This window comes from Methanothrix sp., from assembly GCF_016706325.1.
Classification (GTDB): Archaea; Halobacteriota; Methanosarcinia; order Methanotrichales; family Methanotrichaceae; genus Methanothrix.
Window position 1 is genome coordinate 122,861 of the sequence record NZ_JADJJX010000003.1, and the last position, 18,291, is coordinate 141,151.

Annotated in this window: 23 protein-coding genes and 1 pseudogene; 14 read left to right on the forward strand and 10 right to left on the reverse strand. The window is 53.5% G+C overall.

All coding sequences use genetic code 11. The annotated features are described in order from the left end of the window. Window positions 1–1,230, reverse strand: a complete 1,230-nt coding sequence (locus IPI63_RS12695; protein WP_292478780.1) for a replication protein A — start codon at window positions 1,228–1,230, stop codon at window positions 1–3. Window positions 1,231–1,595: 365 nt separating this feature from the next. Here IPI63_RS12695 and IPI63_RS12700 point away from each other — a divergent pair, with 365 nt between their 5' ends. Together IPI63_RS12700 and IPI63_RS12705 are read left to right on the forward strand one after the other, a co-directional pair. After that, window positions 1,596–2,435, forward strand: a complete 840-nt coding sequence (locus IPI63_RS12700) for an NOP5/NOP56 family protein (protein ID WP_292478781.1) — start codon at window positions 1,596–1,598, stop codon at window positions 2,433–2,435. A 96-nt stretch (window positions 2,436–2,531) separates the two neighbouring features. Then, on the forward strand, window positions 2,532–3,140 hold the full coding sequence (locus IPI63_RS12705; protein WP_214079910.1) for a hypothetical protein: 609 nt from the start codon (window positions 2,532–2,534) through the stop codon (window positions 3,138–3,140). A 65-nt stretch (window positions 3,141–3,205) separates the two neighbouring features. On the opposite strand, the gene IPI63_RS12710 is transcribed toward IPI63_RS12705, so the two are convergent. Continuing rightward, window positions 3,206–4,051 carry a methanogenesis marker 8 protein gene (locus tag IPI63_RS12710; RefSeq protein ID WP_214065350.1) on the reverse strand — a complete coding sequence of 282 codons (846 nt, stop codon included), beginning with the start codon at window positions 4,049–4,051 and terminating at the stop codon, window positions 3,206–3,208. A gap of 278 nt (window positions 4,052–4,329) precedes the next feature. Here IPI63_RS12710 and ftsZ point away from each other — a divergent pair, with 278 nt between their 5' ends. The 7 genes from ftsZ to IPI63_RS12745 all read left to right on the forward strand — a co-directional run bounded on the left by ftsZ (window position 4,330) and on the right by IPI63_RS12745 (window position 10,608). Beyond that, entirely contained in the window at window positions 4,330–5,442 is a 1,113-nt protein-coding gene (gene ftsZ / locus IPI63_RS12715; RefSeq protein ID WP_292478784.1) for a cell division protein FtsZ, read from the forward strand. A gap of 203 nt (window positions 5,443–5,645) precedes the next feature. Then, window positions 5,646–5,930, forward strand: coding sequence for a winged helix-turn-helix transcriptional regulator (locus IPI63_RS12720; protein ID WP_292478785.1), 285 nt, complete (start codon window positions 5,646–5,648; stop codon window positions 5,928–5,930). Continuing rightward, window positions 5,931–7,568, forward strand: coding sequence for a hypothetical protein (locus IPI63_RS12725; protein WP_292478786.1), 1,638 nt, complete (start codon window positions 5,931–5,933; stop codon window positions 7,566–7,568). Further along, window positions 7,565–8,416 carry a radical SAM protein gene (locus IPI63_RS12730; protein ID WP_292478787.1) on the forward strand — a complete coding sequence of 284 codons (852 nt, stop codon included), beginning with the start codon at window positions 7,565–7,567 and terminating at the stop codon, window positions 8,414–8,416. The genes IPI63_RS12725 and IPI63_RS12730 overlap by 4 nt, the downstream gene beginning before the upstream one ends. A 300-nt stretch (window positions 8,417–8,716) precedes the next feature. After that, a complete protein-coding gene (locus IPI63_RS12735) occupies window positions 8,717–9,562 on the forward strand; it encodes a hypothetical protein (protein ID WP_292478788.1) in 846 nt (281 codons plus the stop codon). Further along, the gene (locus IPI63_RS12740) at window positions 9,559–9,852 is read left to right on the forward strand and encodes an SdrD B-like domain-containing protein (protein ID WP_292478789.1); all 294 of its coding nucleotides are present in this window, start codon (window positions 9,559–9,561) and stop codon (window positions 9,850–9,852) included. The genes IPI63_RS12735 and IPI63_RS12740 overlap by 4 nt, the downstream gene beginning before the upstream one ends. 267 nt (window positions 9,853–10,119) lie before the next feature. Next, window positions 10,120–10,608, forward strand: coding sequence for a hypothetical protein (locus IPI63_RS12745; protein ID WP_292478790.1), 489 nt, complete (start codon window positions 10,120–10,122; stop codon window positions 10,606–10,608). Between the two features lie 96 nt (window positions 10,609–10,704). Here the strand turns inward: IPI63_RS12745 and IPI63_RS12750 are convergent, their stop codons facing one another. From IPI63_RS12750 to IPI63_RS12765, 4 genes are all read right to left on the reverse strand, one after another. Continuing rightward, window positions 10,705–11,697, reverse strand: a complete 993-nt coding sequence (locus IPI63_RS12750) for a hypothetical protein (protein WP_292478791.1) — start codon at window positions 11,695–11,697, stop codon at window positions 10,705–10,707. Between the two features lie 57 nt (window positions 11,698–11,754). Beyond that, a complete protein-coding gene (locus IPI63_RS12755; RefSeq protein ID WP_292478792.1) occupies window positions 11,755–12,522 on the reverse strand; it encodes a hypothetical protein in 768 nt (255 codons plus the stop codon). A gap of 104 nt (window positions 12,523–12,626) precedes the next feature. Beyond that, complete coding sequence (locus IPI63_RS12760; protein ID WP_292478794.1) at window positions 12,627–13,373, reverse strand: hypothetical protein; 747 nt, start codon at window positions 13,371–13,373, stop codon at window positions 12,627–12,629. A 163-nt stretch (window positions 13,374–13,536) separates the two neighbouring features. Beyond that, window positions 13,537–14,430 carry a hypothetical protein gene (locus IPI63_RS12765; protein WP_292478795.1) on the reverse strand — a complete coding sequence of 298 codons (894 nt, stop codon included), beginning with the start codon at window positions 14,428–14,430 and terminating at the stop codon, window positions 13,537–13,539. Between the two features lie 863 nt (window positions 14,431–15,293). Between IPI63_RS12765 and IPI63_RS12770 the strand changes: the two genes are divergently transcribed. The 3 genes from IPI63_RS12770 (at window position 15,294) to IPI63_RS12780 (ending at window position 16,183) form a co-directional block, all read left to right on the forward strand. Further along, window positions 15,294–15,590 carry a hypothetical protein gene (locus IPI63_RS12770; protein WP_292478796.1) on the forward strand — a complete coding sequence of 99 codons (297 nt, stop codon included), beginning with the start codon at window positions 15,294–15,296 and terminating at the stop codon, window positions 15,588–15,590. Between the two features lie 115 nt (window positions 15,591–15,705). Beyond that, window positions 15,706–15,975, forward strand: coding sequence for a hypothetical protein (locus IPI63_RS12775; RefSeq protein WP_292478797.1), 270 nt, complete (start codon window positions 15,706–15,708; stop codon window positions 15,973–15,975). Between the two features lie 19 nt (window positions 15,976–15,994). Further along, window positions 15,995–16,183: a hypothetical protein gene (locus IPI63_RS12780; RefSeq protein WP_292478798.1), complete on the forward strand. Its 189-nt coding sequence runs from the start codon at window positions 15,995–15,997 to the stop codon at window positions 16,181–16,183. Window positions 16,184–16,287: 104 nt separating this feature from the next. Here the strand turns inward: IPI63_RS12780 and IPI63_RS12785 are convergent, their stop codons facing one another. Next, window positions 16,288–16,452: a hypothetical protein gene (locus tag IPI63_RS12785; protein ID WP_292478799.1), complete on the reverse strand. Its 165-nt coding sequence runs from the start codon at window positions 16,450–16,452 to the stop codon at window positions 16,288–16,290. Window positions 16,453–16,622: 170 nt separating this feature from the next. Between IPI63_RS12785 and IPI63_RS12790 the strand changes: the two genes are divergently transcribed. Together IPI63_RS12790 and IPI63_RS12795 are read left to right on the forward strand one after the other, a co-directional pair. Beyond that, window positions 16,623–16,781 (forward strand): hypothetical protein, encoded by a 159-nt coding sequence (locus tag IPI63_RS12790; RefSeq protein WP_292478800.1) that lies wholly within the window; start codon window positions 16,623–16,625, stop codon window positions 16,779–16,781. A gap of 56 nt (window positions 16,782–16,837) precedes the next feature. Continuing rightward, window positions 16,838–17,134, forward strand: a complete 297-nt coding sequence (locus tag IPI63_RS12795) for a hypothetical protein (RefSeq protein ID WP_292478801.1) — start codon at window positions 16,838–16,840, stop codon at window positions 17,132–17,134. On the opposite strand, the gene IPI63_RS12800 is transcribed toward IPI63_RS12795, so the two are convergent. The 3 genes and pseudogenes from IPI63_RS12800 to IPI63_RS13070 form a co-directional block, all read right to left on the reverse strand. Further along, on the reverse strand, window positions 17,131–17,304 hold the full coding sequence (locus IPI63_RS12800) for a hypothetical protein (protein ID WP_292478802.1): 174 nt from the start codon (window positions 17,302–17,304) through the stop codon (window positions 17,131–17,133). The two genes, IPI63_RS12795 and IPI63_RS12800, sit on opposite strands and share 4 nt — an antisense overlap. A gap of 124 nt (window positions 17,305–17,428) precedes the next feature. Further along, window positions 17,429–17,602, reverse strand: coding sequence for a hypothetical protein (locus IPI63_RS12805; RefSeq protein WP_292478804.1), 174 nt, complete (start codon window positions 17,600–17,602; stop codon window positions 17,429–17,431). A gap of 302 nt (window positions 17,603–17,904) precedes the next feature. Beyond that, window positions 17,905–18,001: pseudogene (locus tag IPI63_RS13070) on the reverse strand (symporter small accessory protein); the annotation flags it as partial. Between the last annotated feature and the right edge of the window lie 290 nt (window positions 18,002–18,291).

The following is an 18,291-nucleotide window of genomic DNA, read 5'->3' on the forward strand; positions in this document are numbered from 1 at the left end:
CTAGATCGCCTCCGCCTGGCTCATCAACTCATCCACACTCGATTCGGTAACCGGCATGACCTCATTTACCGTCTCCACCAGAAGATAACGATCGACCCTGGGCCCGGTGATGGTGAAGTATCTGCCCACAAGCTTGCTCTCGATCAGGGAGCGCACTACCTCGTGATCGAGGGCCTCCATGGCCATCATCCTGGCCTCCTCCAGTGTCAGCCCCACCAGCCTCTCAGTGGTCTCCCGGTTGATGAGGACATCCTGCACCCGGCGGCCATCGTCCAGCACCGCCTTTATGCGCAGATCATATGTGCCGTCCACCTTTCCATGATCCGCACACACCCCCTTGGCAAGGGAGCGCTTGCAGACCGGACAGCGTTTGATCAGCCCCGAGCCCTTCTGCACATCCACCAGCGCCCCCGAGAACTCCGCCGCCTGGGAGCCGATCTGAACATCAATATCCAGCGGTTCGATCTGGCTGGTGCGGTTCAGCTTCACACTGAATCTCCCCTGGAACTCGTCTGTAACCAGGTTTCGAAGAAGATAGCTCTTCCCCTCCTCCAGGTTGGCAAGGTCAGCTTTTGCCCATTTCACAAACTTTATGGAGCCGGTCTCGTCGCCTATCAGGCCCGATTGGGAGATGGAATCGCTGTTCGTCTCCCAGAGCTGGGCGACCTTGACCTTCAGATCGACCCACACTCCGGGCTCATCGATCTCTATCACCTTCATCTCCTGCGCTCTCTTGCTGATCGATCTTGCCTCCACCTCCTCTTCCAGGGGCTCGATCTGGCTGGTGCGATTCAGTTTTATGCTGAACCGGCCCTGGAACTCATCTGTGACCACATTCTTCAGAGAATAACTCTGCCCCAAGAGCATATCGGGCAGCTCGGACTTCTTCCATTTAACAAACTTCATTACGCCAGAGCTGTCGCCGACCAATCCGGTCTGGGAGATGGCTTCAGTTGCCGGCTCCCATAGATCGACGACCTTGACCTTCAGATCCACCCACCGTCCCGGTTCCTTGATCTCGGAGATCTTGACCCTCTCCGAGGCGGCCCTGGCCAATGGGATGACTCCGTGCTCCTTTTGGAAATAGTTCAGGACCGACCTTCTTGCTTCCCCTTCCGGCACGCGAAAATCGTCGATTAGCTTCTTCAGGCGAACCTCTATCTCCTCATCAGGGACAATGATGCTCTGCTCCCTGAGGCGAGCCGATATCTGGTCTATCAATTCTTTCATTATCTATCTGCCCCCTATTTTTCATTGAGAGGTAAGAGTAAGTAGGCCCTGGAACTATTTAAAGAAGATCAATGCAGTGAGAAAGTAATCCCCCAGGATAGCATAGACCTGGATAGCATAGACCTAGATAGCATAGACCTGGATAGCATAGACCTGGATAGCATAGACCTGGATAGCATAGACCTGGATAGCATAGACCTGGATAGCATAGACCTGGATAGCATAGACCTGGATAGCAATCTGGCCAATAGAAGGCGAAGGGCAATGATGGGGAACAGGATAATATAGGTCAATTCGGTCAATGTAGCTTGAAGAGGAGTCAACGATCAGAAATCGAATGCCTCATAGCCGGGAGGTAGGACAGAATGGAGATCGCAGCCTGGTTTGGAAGGGTTGACCTGGATACGGAGCTGATATCGCTTGCAGAGGATGAGGAGAGCATGATAAATGCCCTTCTCAAGCGGCCTCTTCCCGCCGGCCCATCCCCTCAGCCTGACCTGCGCCGTCTGGCCTTGGCACATGGGTTCGCGGCAGATGATATCGAGTATAATTCCCTTCTCAGAAGGGTGGCTCTGGAGCTGGTCCACCGCCAGCTCTCCCTGCTGGCCACAGCCGAGCAGGACCTCCTCCAGGCGGTGGAGGCACTGGACGATATGACTGAGGCGATAAATCTGCTCGATGAGAGGCTTTATGAGTGGCACCGCCTGCACCGCCAGAGGATTGTGCATGGAAGGGACCTGGCCGAATCGCTCTGCGAGGATGAGACCGTGGGACCCTTTGCCCGCGCCATCCTCGGATTGCGGGAATCGAGGAGAGGCATGGAGATGGAGGTGAGCTCCCGGGCGGAAGGGCTCTTGCCCAACCTCTCTGCCCTGGCCGGACCGGTGCTGGCGGCAAGGCTCATATCCAGAGCGGGAGGCCTGCACAGACTGGCCAAGATGCCCTCCTCGCGCTTGCAGGTCATGGGAGCGGAAAAGTCGCTCTTCAAGCATCTCGAAGGCCGGGCCCCCTCCCCCAAGCATGGCATAATCTTCCGCCATCCAGCGGTCATGGGCGCCCCCAGGAGGCTGAGGGGAAAGCTGGCCCGCGCCCTGGCCGGAAAGCTCGCCCTGGCGGCACGAATGGATTACTATGGTGCCGGCCCCTCTCCAGATCTTGCCGCCTCCCTGGAAAAAAGGCTGAAGGATATCAAACACCGAAAATAGAAACCAGAAACCAGGATCAAATTTATATCCGATGCACCTGTATAGCGCTATCGAGATGGTGTTGTTCATATGAAATGGTGGCTGTCCGGATCTTTGATGATAGGGGCGTTTAGCATCATCGCCTTCTTGGGCCTTCTGCTTCCCCTGGCCCAGGGTGTACCCCAGAACATGACTGAGCACTCCTGGATCTACAATCAGGGCTCCTCTGATGATATGCGCATCTATCAGACGACCGGCGGATTCCACGGCCAGAAGATGGTCACCGGAACCCGGGGCACTGGCACCATATCCCGCACCATTGATGCTCATGTCTATGGCGGATTTGAGGATGGCTTCAATGAGATCTGGGCCAGTGAATGGGGGGTCTACCAGAACAAGCCATCCTTATACACCGAGCCCATCAGCAGAAGCGAGCTGAGAAATGCCCTCTGTGCCAAGAACTATGAGGCGGGATCGGTCTATTCTGAGAGCTACTCTGAGATCAGGGATCTGGTCAAGGACACCACCGTCAGCCAGACCAATGAGAACTCAGTATACGACATCCACACTGAGGTGGATGGAGCGGCAAGGGTGGGGGCAAGGGTGCAGAAGAGCGCAGGCTCAGCTCCGGCTTATATCATGACCGGCAGCTACCGTGGTTATACAAATATGAGGATGCAACTGGAGAGCGGCAATGCCTCCATCATGACCCTGCCCTGCCCTTGAGGCAGGCCACATTTTAGGTTCATCTGTGCCTTTGCATCCTTTGCTCTCGGCTCGTGTGCCCAGATCTAGACCAGTGGCCGGGGCTGTTTCCTCTCCGGCAGGACGGGAAGGGGCATGGTGTTTATCAGCAGCGGCCCGGTGACATCCTTTGCCCTCTCCACCAGCAGCTCCTTTCCCCATTGGGTCAGGCCGAAGAGGGGGATTGCAGTCCCCACCTGCACCAGTGGCGCCACCTCATCTCTGATATGCTTGGAGGCACAGCCGGTGACGATATCCGCCACCTTCAGCAGCCTTCTGGCATCAATCAGGCTGATCCCTGTGAGATGAACCCCGATTATCATTATCCTCACCCCGGCTGACTCCTCCAGCTCCCTCAGCCTCTCAGCACTCTCGGCATCTGCAACCGTCACTGCGAACCGGGAATACCCAGCATTTATGGCATAAGCCGCTCCTTCGATCTGGTCGATCCTGCCGCTCTGGGGAGAGAGAACATGCCCCCCCCTCGATTCTATCCCCTCAATGACCTCGGGGATGGGATCTGTCTCCAGCAGTCCTGAGATATAGCCTCCCATTCCCTGGACTAAAGATCCGTTGGAGGTGATGACCGTCCCTGCGCCATCGCATACTGTTACAGCAGCATCGATTATCCCTCTCAACAGGCCGGTCATCATCGACTCCGATGCCCCAAAGCCGACGAATGTATCCATCTCCAGCTTGCGGCGGGAGGAGAACATGCCATGCTCTTTTATGCGAAACTCCATGTTCTCCGCTGCAGACTCCCTTGTCACCTTTTTTATTCCCCGAACCTTATCAAAAAGTGGGCACCACTCAATCACCGGCTCAGTGGCATCCACTACCTTCTCCTCGCTGACCTTTATGGCCGATCTTCCCAATAGTTCCATCACATGCATCTTGTACACTCCCAGAGGCTGTATAGATGCTACTATCCCTGTCTGCCTGTTCTTGTCCCTTTTCATCGCCATCCTCCAATTACTGCCAAGCCCGGCCAGAGATCTGAAGGCTGGACTGGATTGCAGATCAGGATGGAAAGAAGCCTGGAAAGGGGTGAGCTTAGCGGTTGAGAGGCTCAGATCACCTAGAGCAAATTGATGATAAGTCCTCTCTATGCAAAAATCTATATACTAATAGATTACTAGAATAGACCCGAATAAAGTAGAGGGGGATGGATATGAAGTACGTCATCGACGACGCTATAAGCAGAGCTGAGGCTGAGAGCAGAATCAAGCCTTCCAGCATGATCCAGAGCGATGAGGAATTGGTATCAGTTCTGGAAGAGCTGACCACAGTGATCAGGGTAATTGGCTGTGGCGGGGGAGGCTCGAACACCATAGACCGGCTGGCAGAATGCGGCATTCAGGGGGCGGAGCTCTTTGCGATCAACACCGATGCCCAGCACCTCTTGCATATCAATGCCGATCGCCGTTTCCTGATCGGCAGGCGCACCACCCGCGGCCTGGGGGCGGGAAGCCTGCCTGCCATCGGCGAGGAGGCAGCGCAGGAGGATATCGACGAGATCAAGGCGGCAGTGGATGGGGCAGACATGGTCTTCGTCACCTGCGGCCTGGGCGGCGGCACTGGCACTGGAGCCTCGCCGGTGGTGGCGGAGGCCGCCCGGGAGGCGGGCGCCCTGACCATATCCATTGTCACCATCCCCTTCAGCGCTGAGGGATCAATAAGGATGCAGAATGCAGAAGCGGGCTTGAAGAGGCTGAGAGAGGTCTCGGACACTGTGATTGTGGTGCCCAACGACAGGCTTCTTGATGTCGTTCCCAACCTCCCCCTGCAGGCGGCCTTCAAGGTGGCGGATGAGGTGCTTATGCGCTCGGTCAAGGGGAGCACTGAGCTCATAACCCGCCCCGGCCTGATCAACCTGGACTTCGCCGACGTCAGAACAGTGATGACAAACGGCGGAGTGGCCATGATCGGAATGGGCGAGGCAGAGGGAGAGGAGAAGGCGCGGGACTCAGTGGTGAAGGCCCTGCGGAGCCCTCTCCTGGATGTGGATGTCTCCTGCGCAACATCCGCTCTGGTGAATGTGGTGGGCGGAGCGGACATGACCATCGCCGATGCCGAGACCGTAGTGGATGAGGTCTATCAGAAGATCAATCCCGATGCTCGCATAATCTGGGGGGCACAGATAGACATGAACCTCGACCATACCCTAAGGACTATGCTGGTGGTCACGGGGGTCTCATCCCCCCAGATACTGGGAAAGGATATGAGCAAGAGGGTGACCTCCAGGCACGGCATAGACTTTCTGTCCCGCAGGGCACGATACTGATTGAGCTTTTATGAGCGGGGGAGAGCCACTCATCCAAAGCGCTCTCCATTCCCTTTTGCCCCGCTGCAAAGCCCATCTCCCATCCCCTGAGCCTCCTGCTGTGCTAGCATGCGCCATGTCAATCGATAAAATTATAAATCCGCTCCACCATTCAGTATCAGTTTATCCCTTAGACGGATGTGATATCTATTCTGACTGAGAAAGTGAGCGGGGAGCTTGAGATGCTGCAAAGGCACCTGCTCATACTCAAGCATGTAGTGGAGAACGAGCCCATTGGCATCCTCAAGCTGGCGGAGGAGACAGATATACCCAGCCATAAGGTGCGCTATTCCCTGAGAATACTGGAGCAAGAGGGGCTGATCAAGGCAACAGCTCCCGGCGCGACAACGACACAGCAGACCGGGCAATTTCTAAAGGAGCTGGACTCGATGATCGAGGAGCTCTCCAAGAGGGCGGGGGAACTGAAAGAGATCAAGATCGCGAGGTAAATGCTCTACCGCCAAATAGCATCTGCCATGGATGAGATCTCCTCTCTCCCCCGCAGCCAGAAGGCCGCTTTATGCTCCCGCCTGATTGCAGAGATTGAAGCCCCCCTGCTCTGCCCTCTTGTTCGCCTCCTTTTGGGCCAGCTCTGGCCGCCCTGGGAGGCCAGGGAGATGGGAGTGGGGCCGGAAGGGATCTCTGCTGCCCTGGCGGAGATCTCTGAGGAGGATATCACTGCACTGAGAGGGAACTTTGGGGAGATGGGGCAGGTGGCTGAGGCTGCCCTGGAGGAAAAGGGGCAGAATTCACTCACAATTGAGCCGCTGCAGGATCTCTCAGTATATGAGCAGCTGAGGCGGATCTCCCAGATCAGAGGAAAGGACTCAGAGCAGAGGAAGAACGCCCTCCTCCGCGGGCTCTTCCAGGAGGCAAGCCCCCTGGAGGGAAGGTATATCGCCCGCACTGTTCTGGGAAATAATCTCACTGGAATCGGGCATAAGACCATGCTCTCTGCTTTTGCCCTGGCCTTCGGATGCGAGCGATCTCAGCTCCACCGGGCCTACAGCCTCCTGCCCGATCCGGGCATGATCGCCGTCATGGCTGCCGGCGGCAAGCTGGAAGAAGCCCGCATCCAACCGGGAATTCCCATCAAGCCGATGGTGATCTGCCCCCTGAAGGCAGAGGAACGGGAGGCGGAGGATATAAAGGGGAGAGAGCCTGCAAGAATGAGGGTCCTTCCCCTGTATCATGCCCTTAAGGTGCAGGTCCATAATACTGCAGGTGGGACGTACATCTTCAGCTCCCGGCAGAAGAACATCACCTCATCATTGAACGGCCTGGCCCAGAGGCTGAGCAGAATGGATGAGGAATTCATAATCGATGCCGACCTGATAGGCTTTCGGGACGGGAGGATCTGTCCCCTCTCAGAGATCATCAGGTTCATCAATCGCCGCCGGCTCTCCCGCCGGAGCAGTCTGTCTCCTGCCCTCCTGGCCTATGATCTTCTCTATCACTCAGGCGAGGATATCACCACCAAGCCCTTTCTGGAGAGGAGAAGGAGGCTGCTGGAGGTCTTAGGTAGGCCCAAGCCCATGCCCTTCTCAGTGATATCAGTCGCCAGGGATTGGGATCTCCCGGAGAATTATACAAACAAATATATGAAAGACCGCCTGGGCCAGCTGGCAGAGGAGGGGGGAGAGGGGTTGATGCTGCGAAGCCTGCAAGGGTTTTACCGTCCGGGCGAATGCAGCAAAGCTGATTTCATTGTGGCAAGAGAGGCCCGTATATCGGCGGTCATCGTCCGGGCGGAGTGCAGCCCTAAGAGGAAGGATAATACCCTCTCCCGGTTTCAGGTCGCCCTGCGAGAGGGGGACGAGCTCATTTCTGTGGGCTGGATAGGAGGCCAATTGAGCCGGAAGGATGCCCAGGAGCTGGACCGTCTGCTGAAGGGCCTGGCCAGGGAATGGGATGATAACGGCGCCTCTGTCATCCCTCAGGTGATAGTCAACCTGAGAATTGGAGGGGCTCGCAGGATCGAACAGGGCTATCTCCTCCTCCGCCCGGTGGTCGTGGGGATCGATCCTCAATCCTCCTGGGAGGAGGCCGACGATCTGGAGAGGCTCATTCAGATCTCGGGGCTATGATCCTCAGAGCATTTGACCCCTGGAAGAGCGAGCTGTGCACCTGCCCGGATAAGCTCAGCCTCAATCCCTATACTGGATGCCCGCACGGCTGCCTGTACTGCTATGCCTCCTCCTACATCCCCCGCTTCTCCTCCTGCCGCCCGAAGGCCGATCTGCTGAGAAGGCTGGACCGGGAGGCGGCCAGGATCGGTCCAGGCCCATCTGTCGCCATCTCCAACAGCTCTGACCCCTATCCCCCAATGGAAGAGGATCTGGGACTGACCAGGGGCTGCCTGAGGATATTGATGGAGAGGGATTTTCGAGTACAGTTGGTCACAAAGTCCGATCTGGTCACAAGGGATATCGATATTCTCTCAGGGATGGGAGCGACAGTGGCGATCACAATCACCACAGTGGATGAGGGGCTCAGCAGGAGGCTGGAGCCAGGAGCGCCATCCCCGAAGAGAAGGCTATCGGCCTTAAAGAAGCTATCAGAGGCAGGGATTTATGTGTCATCCAGAATCGATCCCATAATTCCGGGAATCAATGACCGCAAGATCGAGGATCTGGTCATCGCCCTCTCCTCTGCCGGGGTCAGGCATATAACCTCCTCCACCTACAAGGCCCGGCCTGATAGCATGAAAAGGATCATCTCTGCCTTTCCAGAGACAGGAGAGGAGCTGCAAGGGCTCTATTCACAGGGGGAGAAAATCTCAGGCAGCCGCTATCTCCCGCGGAATTTGAGAAGGGGCATTCTTGCTGAGGTAAGGGCCTATGCCCATAAGGCAGGCATCACCTTCTCCACCTGCAGGGAGGGATTCCCCGATACGGAGATCTGCTGTGATGGCTCCCACCTGCTTTTCCGGTAATCTGGCTGATCGCTCAACTCTGCTCGCCGGCCTCTGTGGTGCTCTGCTACAGAGAACAATACAAAAATTTCAGCCATCGACAATAGTCTAAATGATCTCGATCATCAGCCAGATAAAGGGCAGTATTCCAGGATATGAAGAGAATCATAAGTGCAATGCATCAACCCTCTAATGCTGTTCGTCTACGAAAGTTTATTTATATGAAGAATAACTAGAATCCACGACAATTCTTCTCAGAAGGGAGGATGTTCAAGCCATAATCATAAGTACCATATGAGAGTGCGAAAGGAGGTATTCAACATGAAAAAAGTTCTGGCCATCGCCATGGCCATCATGATCGCGGCCATTGTTATAATTCCTGCTCTGGGTTACACGGGAGAGACAGCAGGAGATAGCTCTTTCTCAGTAACCTCGGGAGGAGAGCAGTCCTATTCTGCATCCTCGACAGGGGGTCAATCTTACTCTATGGAAACGGCAGGCGAAGTGCCCAACACTGCTGATGTAGCCGGAAGAGCAGGCTATAGCATATCAACAGGAACTGCCGCCCATAACCTTACCCCAGAAATGGTGACAGAGACAAAATCCTTAACAGCCCCCATCAAGGGCATGAGGGTTCCTTACTCGATCAAATATCAATCTGCATCCAACTACTCAATCCAGAAGGGATTCATCGTTCCCTATACAATCAAGCAGGGATCAATTGTTCCCTATACAATCAAGCAGGGATCTATTAATCCATATACCATAAAGCTGATGGATGCCAATAATACTGTCAGAGACGCCTATCAAAAGGTGAAGATGGAGCCGAAAAAGCTCGGCAGCATTGTGGGCAGGGAGGTAGTTGTCCCAGCACCATCTGTTATCGTGGAGGAGACGCCTGTTGTTGAAGAGGTAGCCCTCAATGAGACCGTTGCCATCAATGAGACCGTTGCCATCAATGAAACCGCTGCAATCAATGAGACCGCTGCCATCAATGAGACCGCTGCCATCAATGAGACCGCTGCCATCAATGAGACTGCTGCCATCAATGAGACTGCTGCCATCAATGAGACTGCTGCCATCAATGAGACTGCTGCCATCAAGAGACTGCTGCATCAATGGACCGCTATCAAGGGCCACCTGCTGCAATCGAAGAGACTGCCGTGACAGAAGAAGCTGCTTTGAATAAGACTGTTGCTCTGAATGAGACGATGGTATACACCATTGAGGGTGTGGTCTTCGAGGATCTTAACGGAGATGGGGTCAGGGATGCCAATGAGGATGGCCTTGCCAACTGGACTGTCAATTTGGAGCAGCCTGAAGGAGTGCTCATCAATAGCGTCAATACAACAGTAGATGGCAAATTCGCATTCCTCGATCTGATTCCCGGCGTGTACACAGTCAAAGAGATCCTTCAGCCAGGCTGGACGCTTGTCGCCCCGCGAAAGTCAATCTAACCGCTGAGATCAAAAACGAGAGCGTGACCAACCTGGAATTCGCCAATAAGAGATCCTGAGCCGCCTGGATTCATCCAGGAGCAGTATCTTCCAAGATCAGATAGCAACAGGAGTTCTGGGATCCTTCCTGGAACCCCTTCCCTTCTTTTTGTTCCGGCCACCTGTGAATGAGAGCCTTCATGCCCTACATCAGGGATTCATTGAATTCAACCAAAAATCTTTCATAGATGAGAGAAAATATAAGCTCACAAACTAGTGGGGGATAATATGAGAATAAGAATTATGCTGATATCTCTGACACTGCTCCTATTGATATGGAATCCAGCGGCTGCCATAGGCATGAGCAGCAGCAGTGGTGGCTGCGTGGCGAGGAATGCCCTGGAGGCCTATTGCATCAATCACGGAGGATGTCCGAAAGATGGAAACTGCTATTTTCCGGATGGCGGATACTGCGACCTGAAATCCTTCTATCAGGGAACCTGCCCGGGGAAAGAGTACTATGAAGATGCCCTTTGGATGATGGAAGCCTATGCCTTCCTCTACGGGAATTACGTACCATATGGCCAGTATTATGTGCCTGGCGTGGGGTACCCGTATTACGCCAACCTCTATGGCTATCAGATCCCCGATTCCCAGGCAAAACCTGAACCGGGCAGCCCATACTACCCATACTTCCTGCCGGTGTACTCCCCAGAATACGGGAGCGGCTATGGCAAAGCATATGGCGCAGGCTCTGGCATAGGATCTGCTAAGTGATACCATGATGATACAGTGTGATACGTGATACTGTGATACGGAATACTTGACAAAGCGATACAATGTGATACGTGCATCTTTGGCTTTGGGCTTGATTCAATTACCTTGCTCCAGGGCCATCCTCATTTTAAAATAGACTCCTGCGTTCCTGCCCCATCCTTGATCGGGGACACTTCCCGTCAGATTGGCAATTGATGACTGATTGAGATTGTACCAGTGAAAAAGGCTGGCATTAATGGAATTATCCCGGTTGAAGGCTGCCAGCTCCTCCTCCAGGAACCTGGCATCGATGGTGGAATTGGGATCGTCTGCAAATAGCCTGCTCACATTCAGCCTCCCAGGAGGGAGCATCTGAGGGGGAAGGCCGCTGCCCGTACCCATCATCTCCATCCGGCTTATGCCAGACGGATCATCCGATCGGCCCAGCACCATCATTCTCAATGAGTATCCCGATTGACTGCAGTCTGACCCGCTCATCCACTGCAAAGATGCATTTCCCAGGAAGGCGGAGTCGACTCGAAGCCATCTCTCAAATCCTTCGATCGATAGGCTCTGATCAAACCCTCTGACATCCCCTCTGCCTGCTGCCCCGCTGCCAAGGGAGGAGAGAGAACGGGGAGAGATGACTGCTGCTTCCTGAAAGCTGGAGTTCAAGAGCCGGAGGCTTCCCGATACCGCAACATTGGAGTTCCGGTATAGAGAGGTGAGATTACCATCAAATACAGATGCCCTGGAGGAGAGAGTGGCTTCTTTGCGATCAATAGCCGCAGTGGCACTGCCACGCCAGGCCAGCAGACCGGAATCTGTGCGGGCAGCAGATTGTATGCGCTCCTCTCCGAGAGCCAGCTCATAAGAATAAAAGCTGCAATTGTTGATCGTCGATCCTCTGCCCTCCAAAGATAAGAGATCATTCTCCAGGATGGCCAGGCCACTGAAGTCCAGGTTCTCACCAGCAATAGATTCTGATACAGAGTCCGCCGTATTGTATATGCTACAGGAGAGGCTGATCTCCGCTGACCCTGACTGGAACGATCCCAGAACAAGGATAACGAAGACCAAAATCCGGATGAAAAGATCCTGCTTTATCATGTAGAGCATCTCCAACAGAGCATATCCGGCTCAACGGCTGTAGTGGCCATATCCCAGCTATCCCCTCACCACAGCATATTCCATCTCAGACTGGCATCTTATGTCATCATTTTCTACTGATCGAGAGAGGCTGTAGCCTGCATGGCTCGATTGATAATCCGAGGAGAGGGCGAAGAACAGATCGATCCTCTGATCGAATACTTCGAGCGGCTCATCAAGCCTCAATTCATCGCCCCGAAAGCCAAACTCATATGCTGGGAGGCTTTGAGCAGAGACGAAGGGCAGATCGCAAAAATCCAGTTCCAGATAGTGCCCGCCCATCAGGAAGAAGGCATATCTTCCCTCGCCCGGATAGGCCATTGCCAGACTGGAGCTCTCACTCCTGATCAGGCGGGGGTCATTCCCTTCATGGAGGCCAGCGGAAGATATGCCCAGCAAGGATACATCCAGCCCGGTCAGATTTCTTGCCCGGATATGAGAGGAGACCATGCCAAGATGCTGGGAGCTGATTGTGCTGAAGTTTGCTGACTGCTCGATGATCATGGATTCCGCATTTCTGGATTTGACAGCAGACTCCGCCCCCCCATAGCCTTTCACATACAGGCCAGGATAATAGAAAAAGGTGCTCTGGGAGATGCTCTTCAAGCTCGCCGCGCTGGTATCATTCAGGGACAGATACGATCTGCTGAAGGCCAAAGCCCCGGAAGAGGCATCGGCCTGGGTAAGAGAGAGCAGCATCATGGCTGCTATCAGCAGGCCTAACGGGGTTGCTACCGGCATGGTCGGCTGGCTGGTCACGGCTGCTGCTGCTGGTCGCGGTGGCACCGGCTGGCATGGTGGGCGGCGGGTGGGGGGGTGGCAATTCTCATATCAACCACATAAATGTGGCAAAGAGGATCTCGACGCTTATCTGGCTGCTCCTCTATCCTCTAATCCCAGCTCGTCATCATGAAGCCCTGAGTTCCCACCTTCGAGAAGTCGACACTGATATCTACATCTTTGAAGCCGATCTCCGATCCATCAGCAGTTGGATCATAAGCGCCGTCAAAGCCCCCCCAGGCCCTGAAGTCGCCGGACATAGTGGTCAATGCCCCAGGAGCCATAAGCTTCTCGAAGCCCACTGTGGCCTCCGTTCCCATATTCGCCCTGGAGAAGCGGGAGTCATCATTCGCCCAGATGCAGATAGAGGGATACGTGGCGGGATTGGCCCAGTCATAATAGGTATACGCACTATCCTTGCCCAGCCCCACCTGGGCGTAATTGCTTCCCCAGAACTGCACATAATTGAACAATCCCGAGAAGGCCATGTTCTGGCCGGATGTGGCCGAGCCGAAGCTCATCACCTCTCCTGGGGTCTGAAGGTCGGACGATCTGGAGCCCAGCTTGGCGCTGCCATACTGGGTGAGAACATCACTGGTATCCACTGATTGACCCTGATAGAAGATCTGATCGGAATAGGCGCCTGATGCATAGTTGCCGACGTCTGCACCGGAATATCCATACGGTCCATACTCATAGAAGTGTGCTGATGACTGAACACCGCTAAGCCACTGCAAGTTCTCCCCGGCCTGGGTGTCAATTGTCTTTTTAAACTGATAGTTCAGATAATTTGTCTCTTCCCAGGCGCCAGAAATTCCGGTGACCGCCAGGGCTACCAATATGATCATCATCCTCATAACCTGCCACCTCTTATCTTTTTTCATCCTTGAAATCCGGCCACTTTTTCCGGGCTCAGGGATGATTTCAAAGCATAGTAATATTACTCCCCAATATATATAAGAATAATCCATGGTACACACCTTCATAAGAATTCATCAGGATCGAATTATATGTAATAGATCATGGATCAGGGCGGCAGCAGTCCAGCCATCCCCGGTCATCATCCGGTCTCATTATCCAGTCACCCATATTCAGCCTCATGGTTATGTTCTGCTGGCCGGTGTAGTCCTCTATAATCCTGCTTTCACCCTCATTCGATCGATCGGCTCTTCCTATATCGAAATGGGTATTTCTTCCGACAGAGCCATGCTTGAGCATAAAGAGGGTTGATCGGTTGCCCTTCTGATCGATATCGACCCCGTGAGCTGTCAGATTGGCAGATATCAGAGTGCGATTAAGAGCCGTCTGGTAGAGGCTCTCTCTGTACAGCTCCCATGATTCCATGGAGTTTTTGACATAATCGCCATTATTCTCATACGACTCCCTCACACTCATCCCCGGGCCGGAGTACAGAATTCTCTTTCGATTGCCAAAGAAGGCCTTCCATTTCTCATCCACTTCAACAGCCCCAAACTCGGAAATGGCCACCTTCTGGGATTCATTGAAATTCGGATCGCTGCCGGAATACAGGACATTGCTCTGCAACTTAGCGGCAATCTGCACCGGCCCCTCGCCCAGGCGCAGAGCCAGTTGATCTGCATAGCCAATTCTGCCTGACCGAGGGGAGGAGGAGACTTCATGGGCCCTGATTCCAGCAAATCCCTCTATGCTGCTGAATCTGGAGAAGTTTCCAAACCCATCGACGAGGCCTGCAGAACTGAATCTCATCTCCTGGATTGAGCGGTGAATCTCCAGGGAGGAGTCATTCACCCGGACAGAGATGTCATAGCCCATGATCCCGTTTGCTGATGGAATGAGCAGGAGAATAATAAAGACATTAATAAACATAATAATAAGCATAATGGGCACAGCCAGCAGTTGCCCTCCCCCCCACAGCCTCATCCGCTCACCCACCCCCTTATCTCAATTCATCTCTATGGAAAATACAGGCGTTCATGCTCACTGATATCAGAGCAGCATACTATTATGGCGCCATAATCGACTGTATATGAAGACATATATATTACTTTTGAATGCTGCCTGTAAAATCCAGGAGAGAACTGCACAAATCCAGGACAGGACCGAAATCTTTTTATGCTAATACATAATAATTAATAATGATAGATTTTGAATGTGTGTCAGACGGAGGATGATGAAGATGCCTGTGCTGGAAGATCTCTGCGCCAAAAGGCTGCTCTGCTTAAACGCAAATCAGTGCTGCTAAAGCAACTGAGCGGTGCATGGCTGAGACTGAGGAGATAGATCGAAAGATATCTGTGATAGAGAGCTGAGCTGGAATATGATCTGCATAAGAGCATAGAACTGAATTGCTGCCGAGCGGCGCATACCCAATGCCCTCCAGGCAGTATGAGGATGGAATATCGGCCATATGGGGCACAGAAAGCAACTTATGAAAACAAATCGATGAGATATCGATGCGATCGTAGCCTGCGATCGCATACCTCCTACCGCAGGTTATATTTCCCTGGCGCCAAATGCTTTTTAAGATTAAGCTCGATGAGGCATGAAGATGGGACCGTCTGCTGGCAAAGTTGTATTGATAAGCCTATTTTTAGTCGTGGGAATGCTGGTGCCAGGGATTATATGGCAGCCGAATGAATCCCTTGCCCCCTGGGGCGTCAAGGAGAGCGATTTTCCTCAAAACGGCAGCTCAGAGGAGAGGATGGCCTTCCTGCTCAATTATGCTATACTGGCCCCATCCATCTACAACACCCAGCCCTCGAGGTTCGATATCTCCTCTGATGAGATCATGATTCTTGCTGATGAGTCCAGGTGGCTTAAGGCTGCTGACAGCAATAAAAGGAGATGTATTCAGCATTGGTGGAGCTATTGAGAATCTGATCATCGCTGCTGACCACTTCGGCTACAGCAGCACTATCAGCTACTTCCCCAAACCAGTCTCATCAGCATCGAATGCTTATCAGTCCAATGATATCGTCGCCAGAGTCTCATTGCAGCCCGGCGCCATGCCATCAGCAGACCCCCGCCTCTTCTCTGCCATCACCCCGGACGGGATGAACGCCAGCCAGAAGAGAACTGGAGAGCCCCATTGAGCAAGAAAGCATCAGTAGACGCACTGAAGAGATTGCAGCTGCCATCAGAGCCCTCAACACCGACCCGGACATCAGCATCATCCTACTGGACGACCCCAAGGCCAAGGAGAGGCTCTTGAGCCTGACTGAGGCTGCCGACAGGGCGCTATACTCCAATATCACCTTCAAGAGCGAGCGGGGCCATTGGCTCTCGCGGGGTGGTATGGGGCCGGCAGGAGTTCAGGCCAAGATTGCGCAGGCAAAGGCGGCCTACTTGGATAGCATTCCTGACCGGACAGAGGCGGACACCGAGACCATAAACAACTCCCTTTCGGGAAATGACCGAGAATCCCGGCTCAGAGCAGGCAGGCCCTGGAACGCATATCTTTACTGGGAGAGCCACTGACGGGCTTGGCCTGGAGCCGATGAGCCAGGCACTGCAATGGACGGAGACGGAATCGAGGGCATCTGGCCTGCTGGCCGGGGAGGCGTGGGAGGGCGAGGAGACCGAGGAGGACAGAGCAGCAGATGGATCGATCCTCTATATCTTCTGCCTGAAGGCTGGCACCAGAGAGCCGACCCCCAGAAGACCGCTGGAAGAGGCCCTGGTTTAGGCGGGCGAAAAGGGAAAAATAAGAGAAATAGTGGAGAGCGAGAACTTCAGGGAGCCCGCCTATTTCAGCCCCGAAACAATCCTCCAGGTGTCCTCTGTCCATTCTCAGATCAGGCTCACCACAACTGTGACAACGCTGCCAGTGGCAGGGCAACCATAACCGGGTCCACCACCGGCCAGGGCATATCCGCCACCAGCAGGTCCCGGCCCAGGGAGCATTTTGCTTATTCCCAGTGGCACTGCCTCTGCTTTGTGGATGAACAGTACCATAAGATGGTTTACAAATGTTCCGTCAACAGGCCGGCGATAGCTCCTGCTTTAGTGGCCCTCTTCCGAGTACAGAGCAGTGGTATACATGGGAAGGAATGCAGATGCGCATAGGCCGAAGAAGATTGCAGTGCCCCGAGCGATTATATTGTCTCGAAGGGATATATCCGAGTATGACAGCGATCACCATGGCCAGAATTATGCCTGCCCTGGTGACCATGATGGAGCTGCCTCTTCTGGCTTATCGTCTCATATACATCCCTGCCAATGGCGCTTCCCTGGGTATGGAACTGCGAGCTGGAGAGTGGACATCGCTGCTGCCAGGAGGGTGAGCATGAAGATATAGACGAACCACTCCGGCATCGCCGCATTGATATAAACGGGTATTATGCTGTCGGCATTTCCCGCCGGCAACCTTAATGGCTATATCGCCCTGGGTCTGGAGGAAGAAGACATTGGAGAGGGCCCCACAGTGAAGGCGACCCTGGTCATAAAGAGGATGAATATCCCCCAATCAGAACCCCCGGTTAAGCTCCCGGCTGGATTTGACAGTCTTGAACCGAACAGCAAGCTGTGGCATGGCCAGGACTCCTATTCCCACCCCCTAAGACTATGGTGGAGACCAGCGTCCACCACCAACTGCTGCCGAGACGGGCATCTCTGTCCAGCCTTATGTCCCATCTAGGGGAGATTGCCGGGAACAAGATGGGCCATGTCTGTGAGAGACTGGTGAGAGATGGTTATTCCTCCCAGATGGGAGTAGGTCATCAACAGGAGGAAGGCCATGCCGATGAACATGATGGTGCCCTGAAGGCATCGGTGTACATGACCCCCGAAGCCCTCCCCAGACAACATAAGCAGCGATTATAACTTAGAGTATATCAGCAATGCCCATCCAAAGTCTATGGCCAAAGTGGTTCCATGAATCTTGCTGCCCCTATCAGGACCACTGAGGCATAAAGGGGCATTCCAAGAAAGATCACCAGGCGCTGAAGTACTGGATGAATTTGCTGTCGAATCTCCTCCCGAGCAGCTCAGGAAAGGCCATGGCATTGAGGTTATGCCCCATCTTTCTGGTTCTTTTGCCATAGAAGACAAAGGCTGTGAATATTCCCACAAAAATATATTGAAGAATGTGCCAGAGCAGACCCAACCGAAAAGCCCTGCATTTCCGCCAAATCCCACTTATCTGGCCGAGGTGCTGATAAATGTCGCACCATAGCTCGCGTCATGATATAGGGATGGCCTTCCTGCCTGCTGTAGCCCTCTGTGTCTTTAGTACCCTTCCATCCACGATAGCCGAGATAAAGAGTGATCAGAAGGTATATCAATATGATGACATTGAATAGAAGTAGATTCATCCCTCCACAACCCCAGCTCTTTCTCCTCCATCTCCTCCTCTTTCGATTCCCAGGCACGCCTCCCTAAGATCTCCTGTGCCTCAAGCTCACTGCCCCGATTCCAGTTGACAATGCCAAATCACGCATAAGAGTGTGCTTAGTATACAGAGGATATAGACGCCCCAGATCCAAGGATCCTCAATGCCGAGCAGCTTAACACCAACCCCATTGCTGCAGCATATCTCTACACGCCGCAGATCAATGCAGGGAATCATATCTCCGTCTGTTTCTTCCTGGTTGCCCAATCAGCCCTTAGAATGGCAAAGGGGCTTTTGTGGCACGTGATAGCATGGCAAGTTCAAGCCTATAAGGATGTCGGTCAGGATTATACATTATGTTTTTTCCATGCATTGCATAGATTATCTAATTGTATATTTATATCAATAATTCCGAACTGTCCCCTGGGTGGAAGATTGAGGATATTCACTGTAATATCCACAAA

Coding starts and splice junctions, on each gene's coding strand:
- IPI63_RS12695 (WP_292478780.1), bottom strand. CDS start 1,230: ATGAAAGAATTGATAGACCAGATATCGGCTCGCCTCAGGGAGCAGAGC.
- IPI63_RS12700 (WP_292478781.1), top strand. CDS start 1,596: ATGGAGATCGCAGCCTGGTTTGGAAGGGTTGACCTGGATACGGAGCTG.
- IPI63_RS12705 (WP_214079910.1), top strand. CDS start 2,532: ATGATAGGGGCGTTTAGCATCATCGCCTTCTTGGGCCTTCTGCTTCCC.
- IPI63_RS12710 (WP_214065350.1), bottom strand. CDS start 4,051: ATGCATGTGATGGAACTATTGGGAAGATCGGCCATAAAGGTCAGCGAG.
- ftsZ (WP_292478784.1), top strand. CDS start 4,330: ATGAAGTACGTCATCGACGACGCTATAAGCAGAGCTGAGGCTGAGAGC.
- IPI63_RS12725 (WP_292478786.1), top strand. CDS start 5,931: ATGCTCTACCGCCAAATAGCATCTGCCATGGATGAGATCTCCTCTCTC.
- IPI63_RS12730 (WP_292478787.1), top strand. CDS start 7,565: ATGATCCTCAGAGCATTTGACCCCTGGAAGAGCGAGCTGTGCACCTGC.
- IPI63_RS12735 (WP_292478788.1), top strand. CDS start 8,717: ATGAAAAAAGTTCTGGCCATCGCCATGGCCATCATGATCGCGGCCATT.
- IPI63_RS12745 (WP_292478790.1), top strand. CDS start 10,120: ATGAGAATAAGAATTATGCTGATATCTCTGACACTGCTCCTATTGATA.
- IPI63_RS12750 (WP_292478791.1), bottom strand. CDS start 11,697: ATGATAAAGCAGGATCTTTTCATCCGGATTTTGGTCTTCGTTATCCTT.
- IPI63_RS12760 (WP_292478794.1), bottom strand. CDS start 13,373: ATGAGGATGATGATCATATTGGTAGCCCTGGCGGTCACCGGAATTTCT.
- IPI63_RS12780 (WP_292478798.1), top strand. CDS start 15,995: ATGAGCCAGGCACTGCAATGGACGGAGACGGAATCGAGGGCATCTGGC.
- IPI63_RS12785 (WP_292478799.1), bottom strand. CDS start 16,452: ATGGTACTGTTCATCCACAAAGCAGAGGCAGTGCCACTGGGAATAAGC.
- IPI63_RS12790 (WP_292478800.1), top strand. CDS start 16,623: ATGACAGCGATCACCATGGCCAGAATTATGCCTGCCCTGGTGACCATG.
- IPI63_RS12795 (WP_292478801.1), top strand. CDS start 16,838: ATGCTGTCGGCATTTCCCGCCGGCAACCTTAATGGCTATATCGCCCTG.
- IPI63_RS12800 (WP_292478802.1), bottom strand. CDS start 17,304: ATGTTGTCTGGGGAGGGCTTCGGGGGTCATGTACACCGATGCCTTCAG.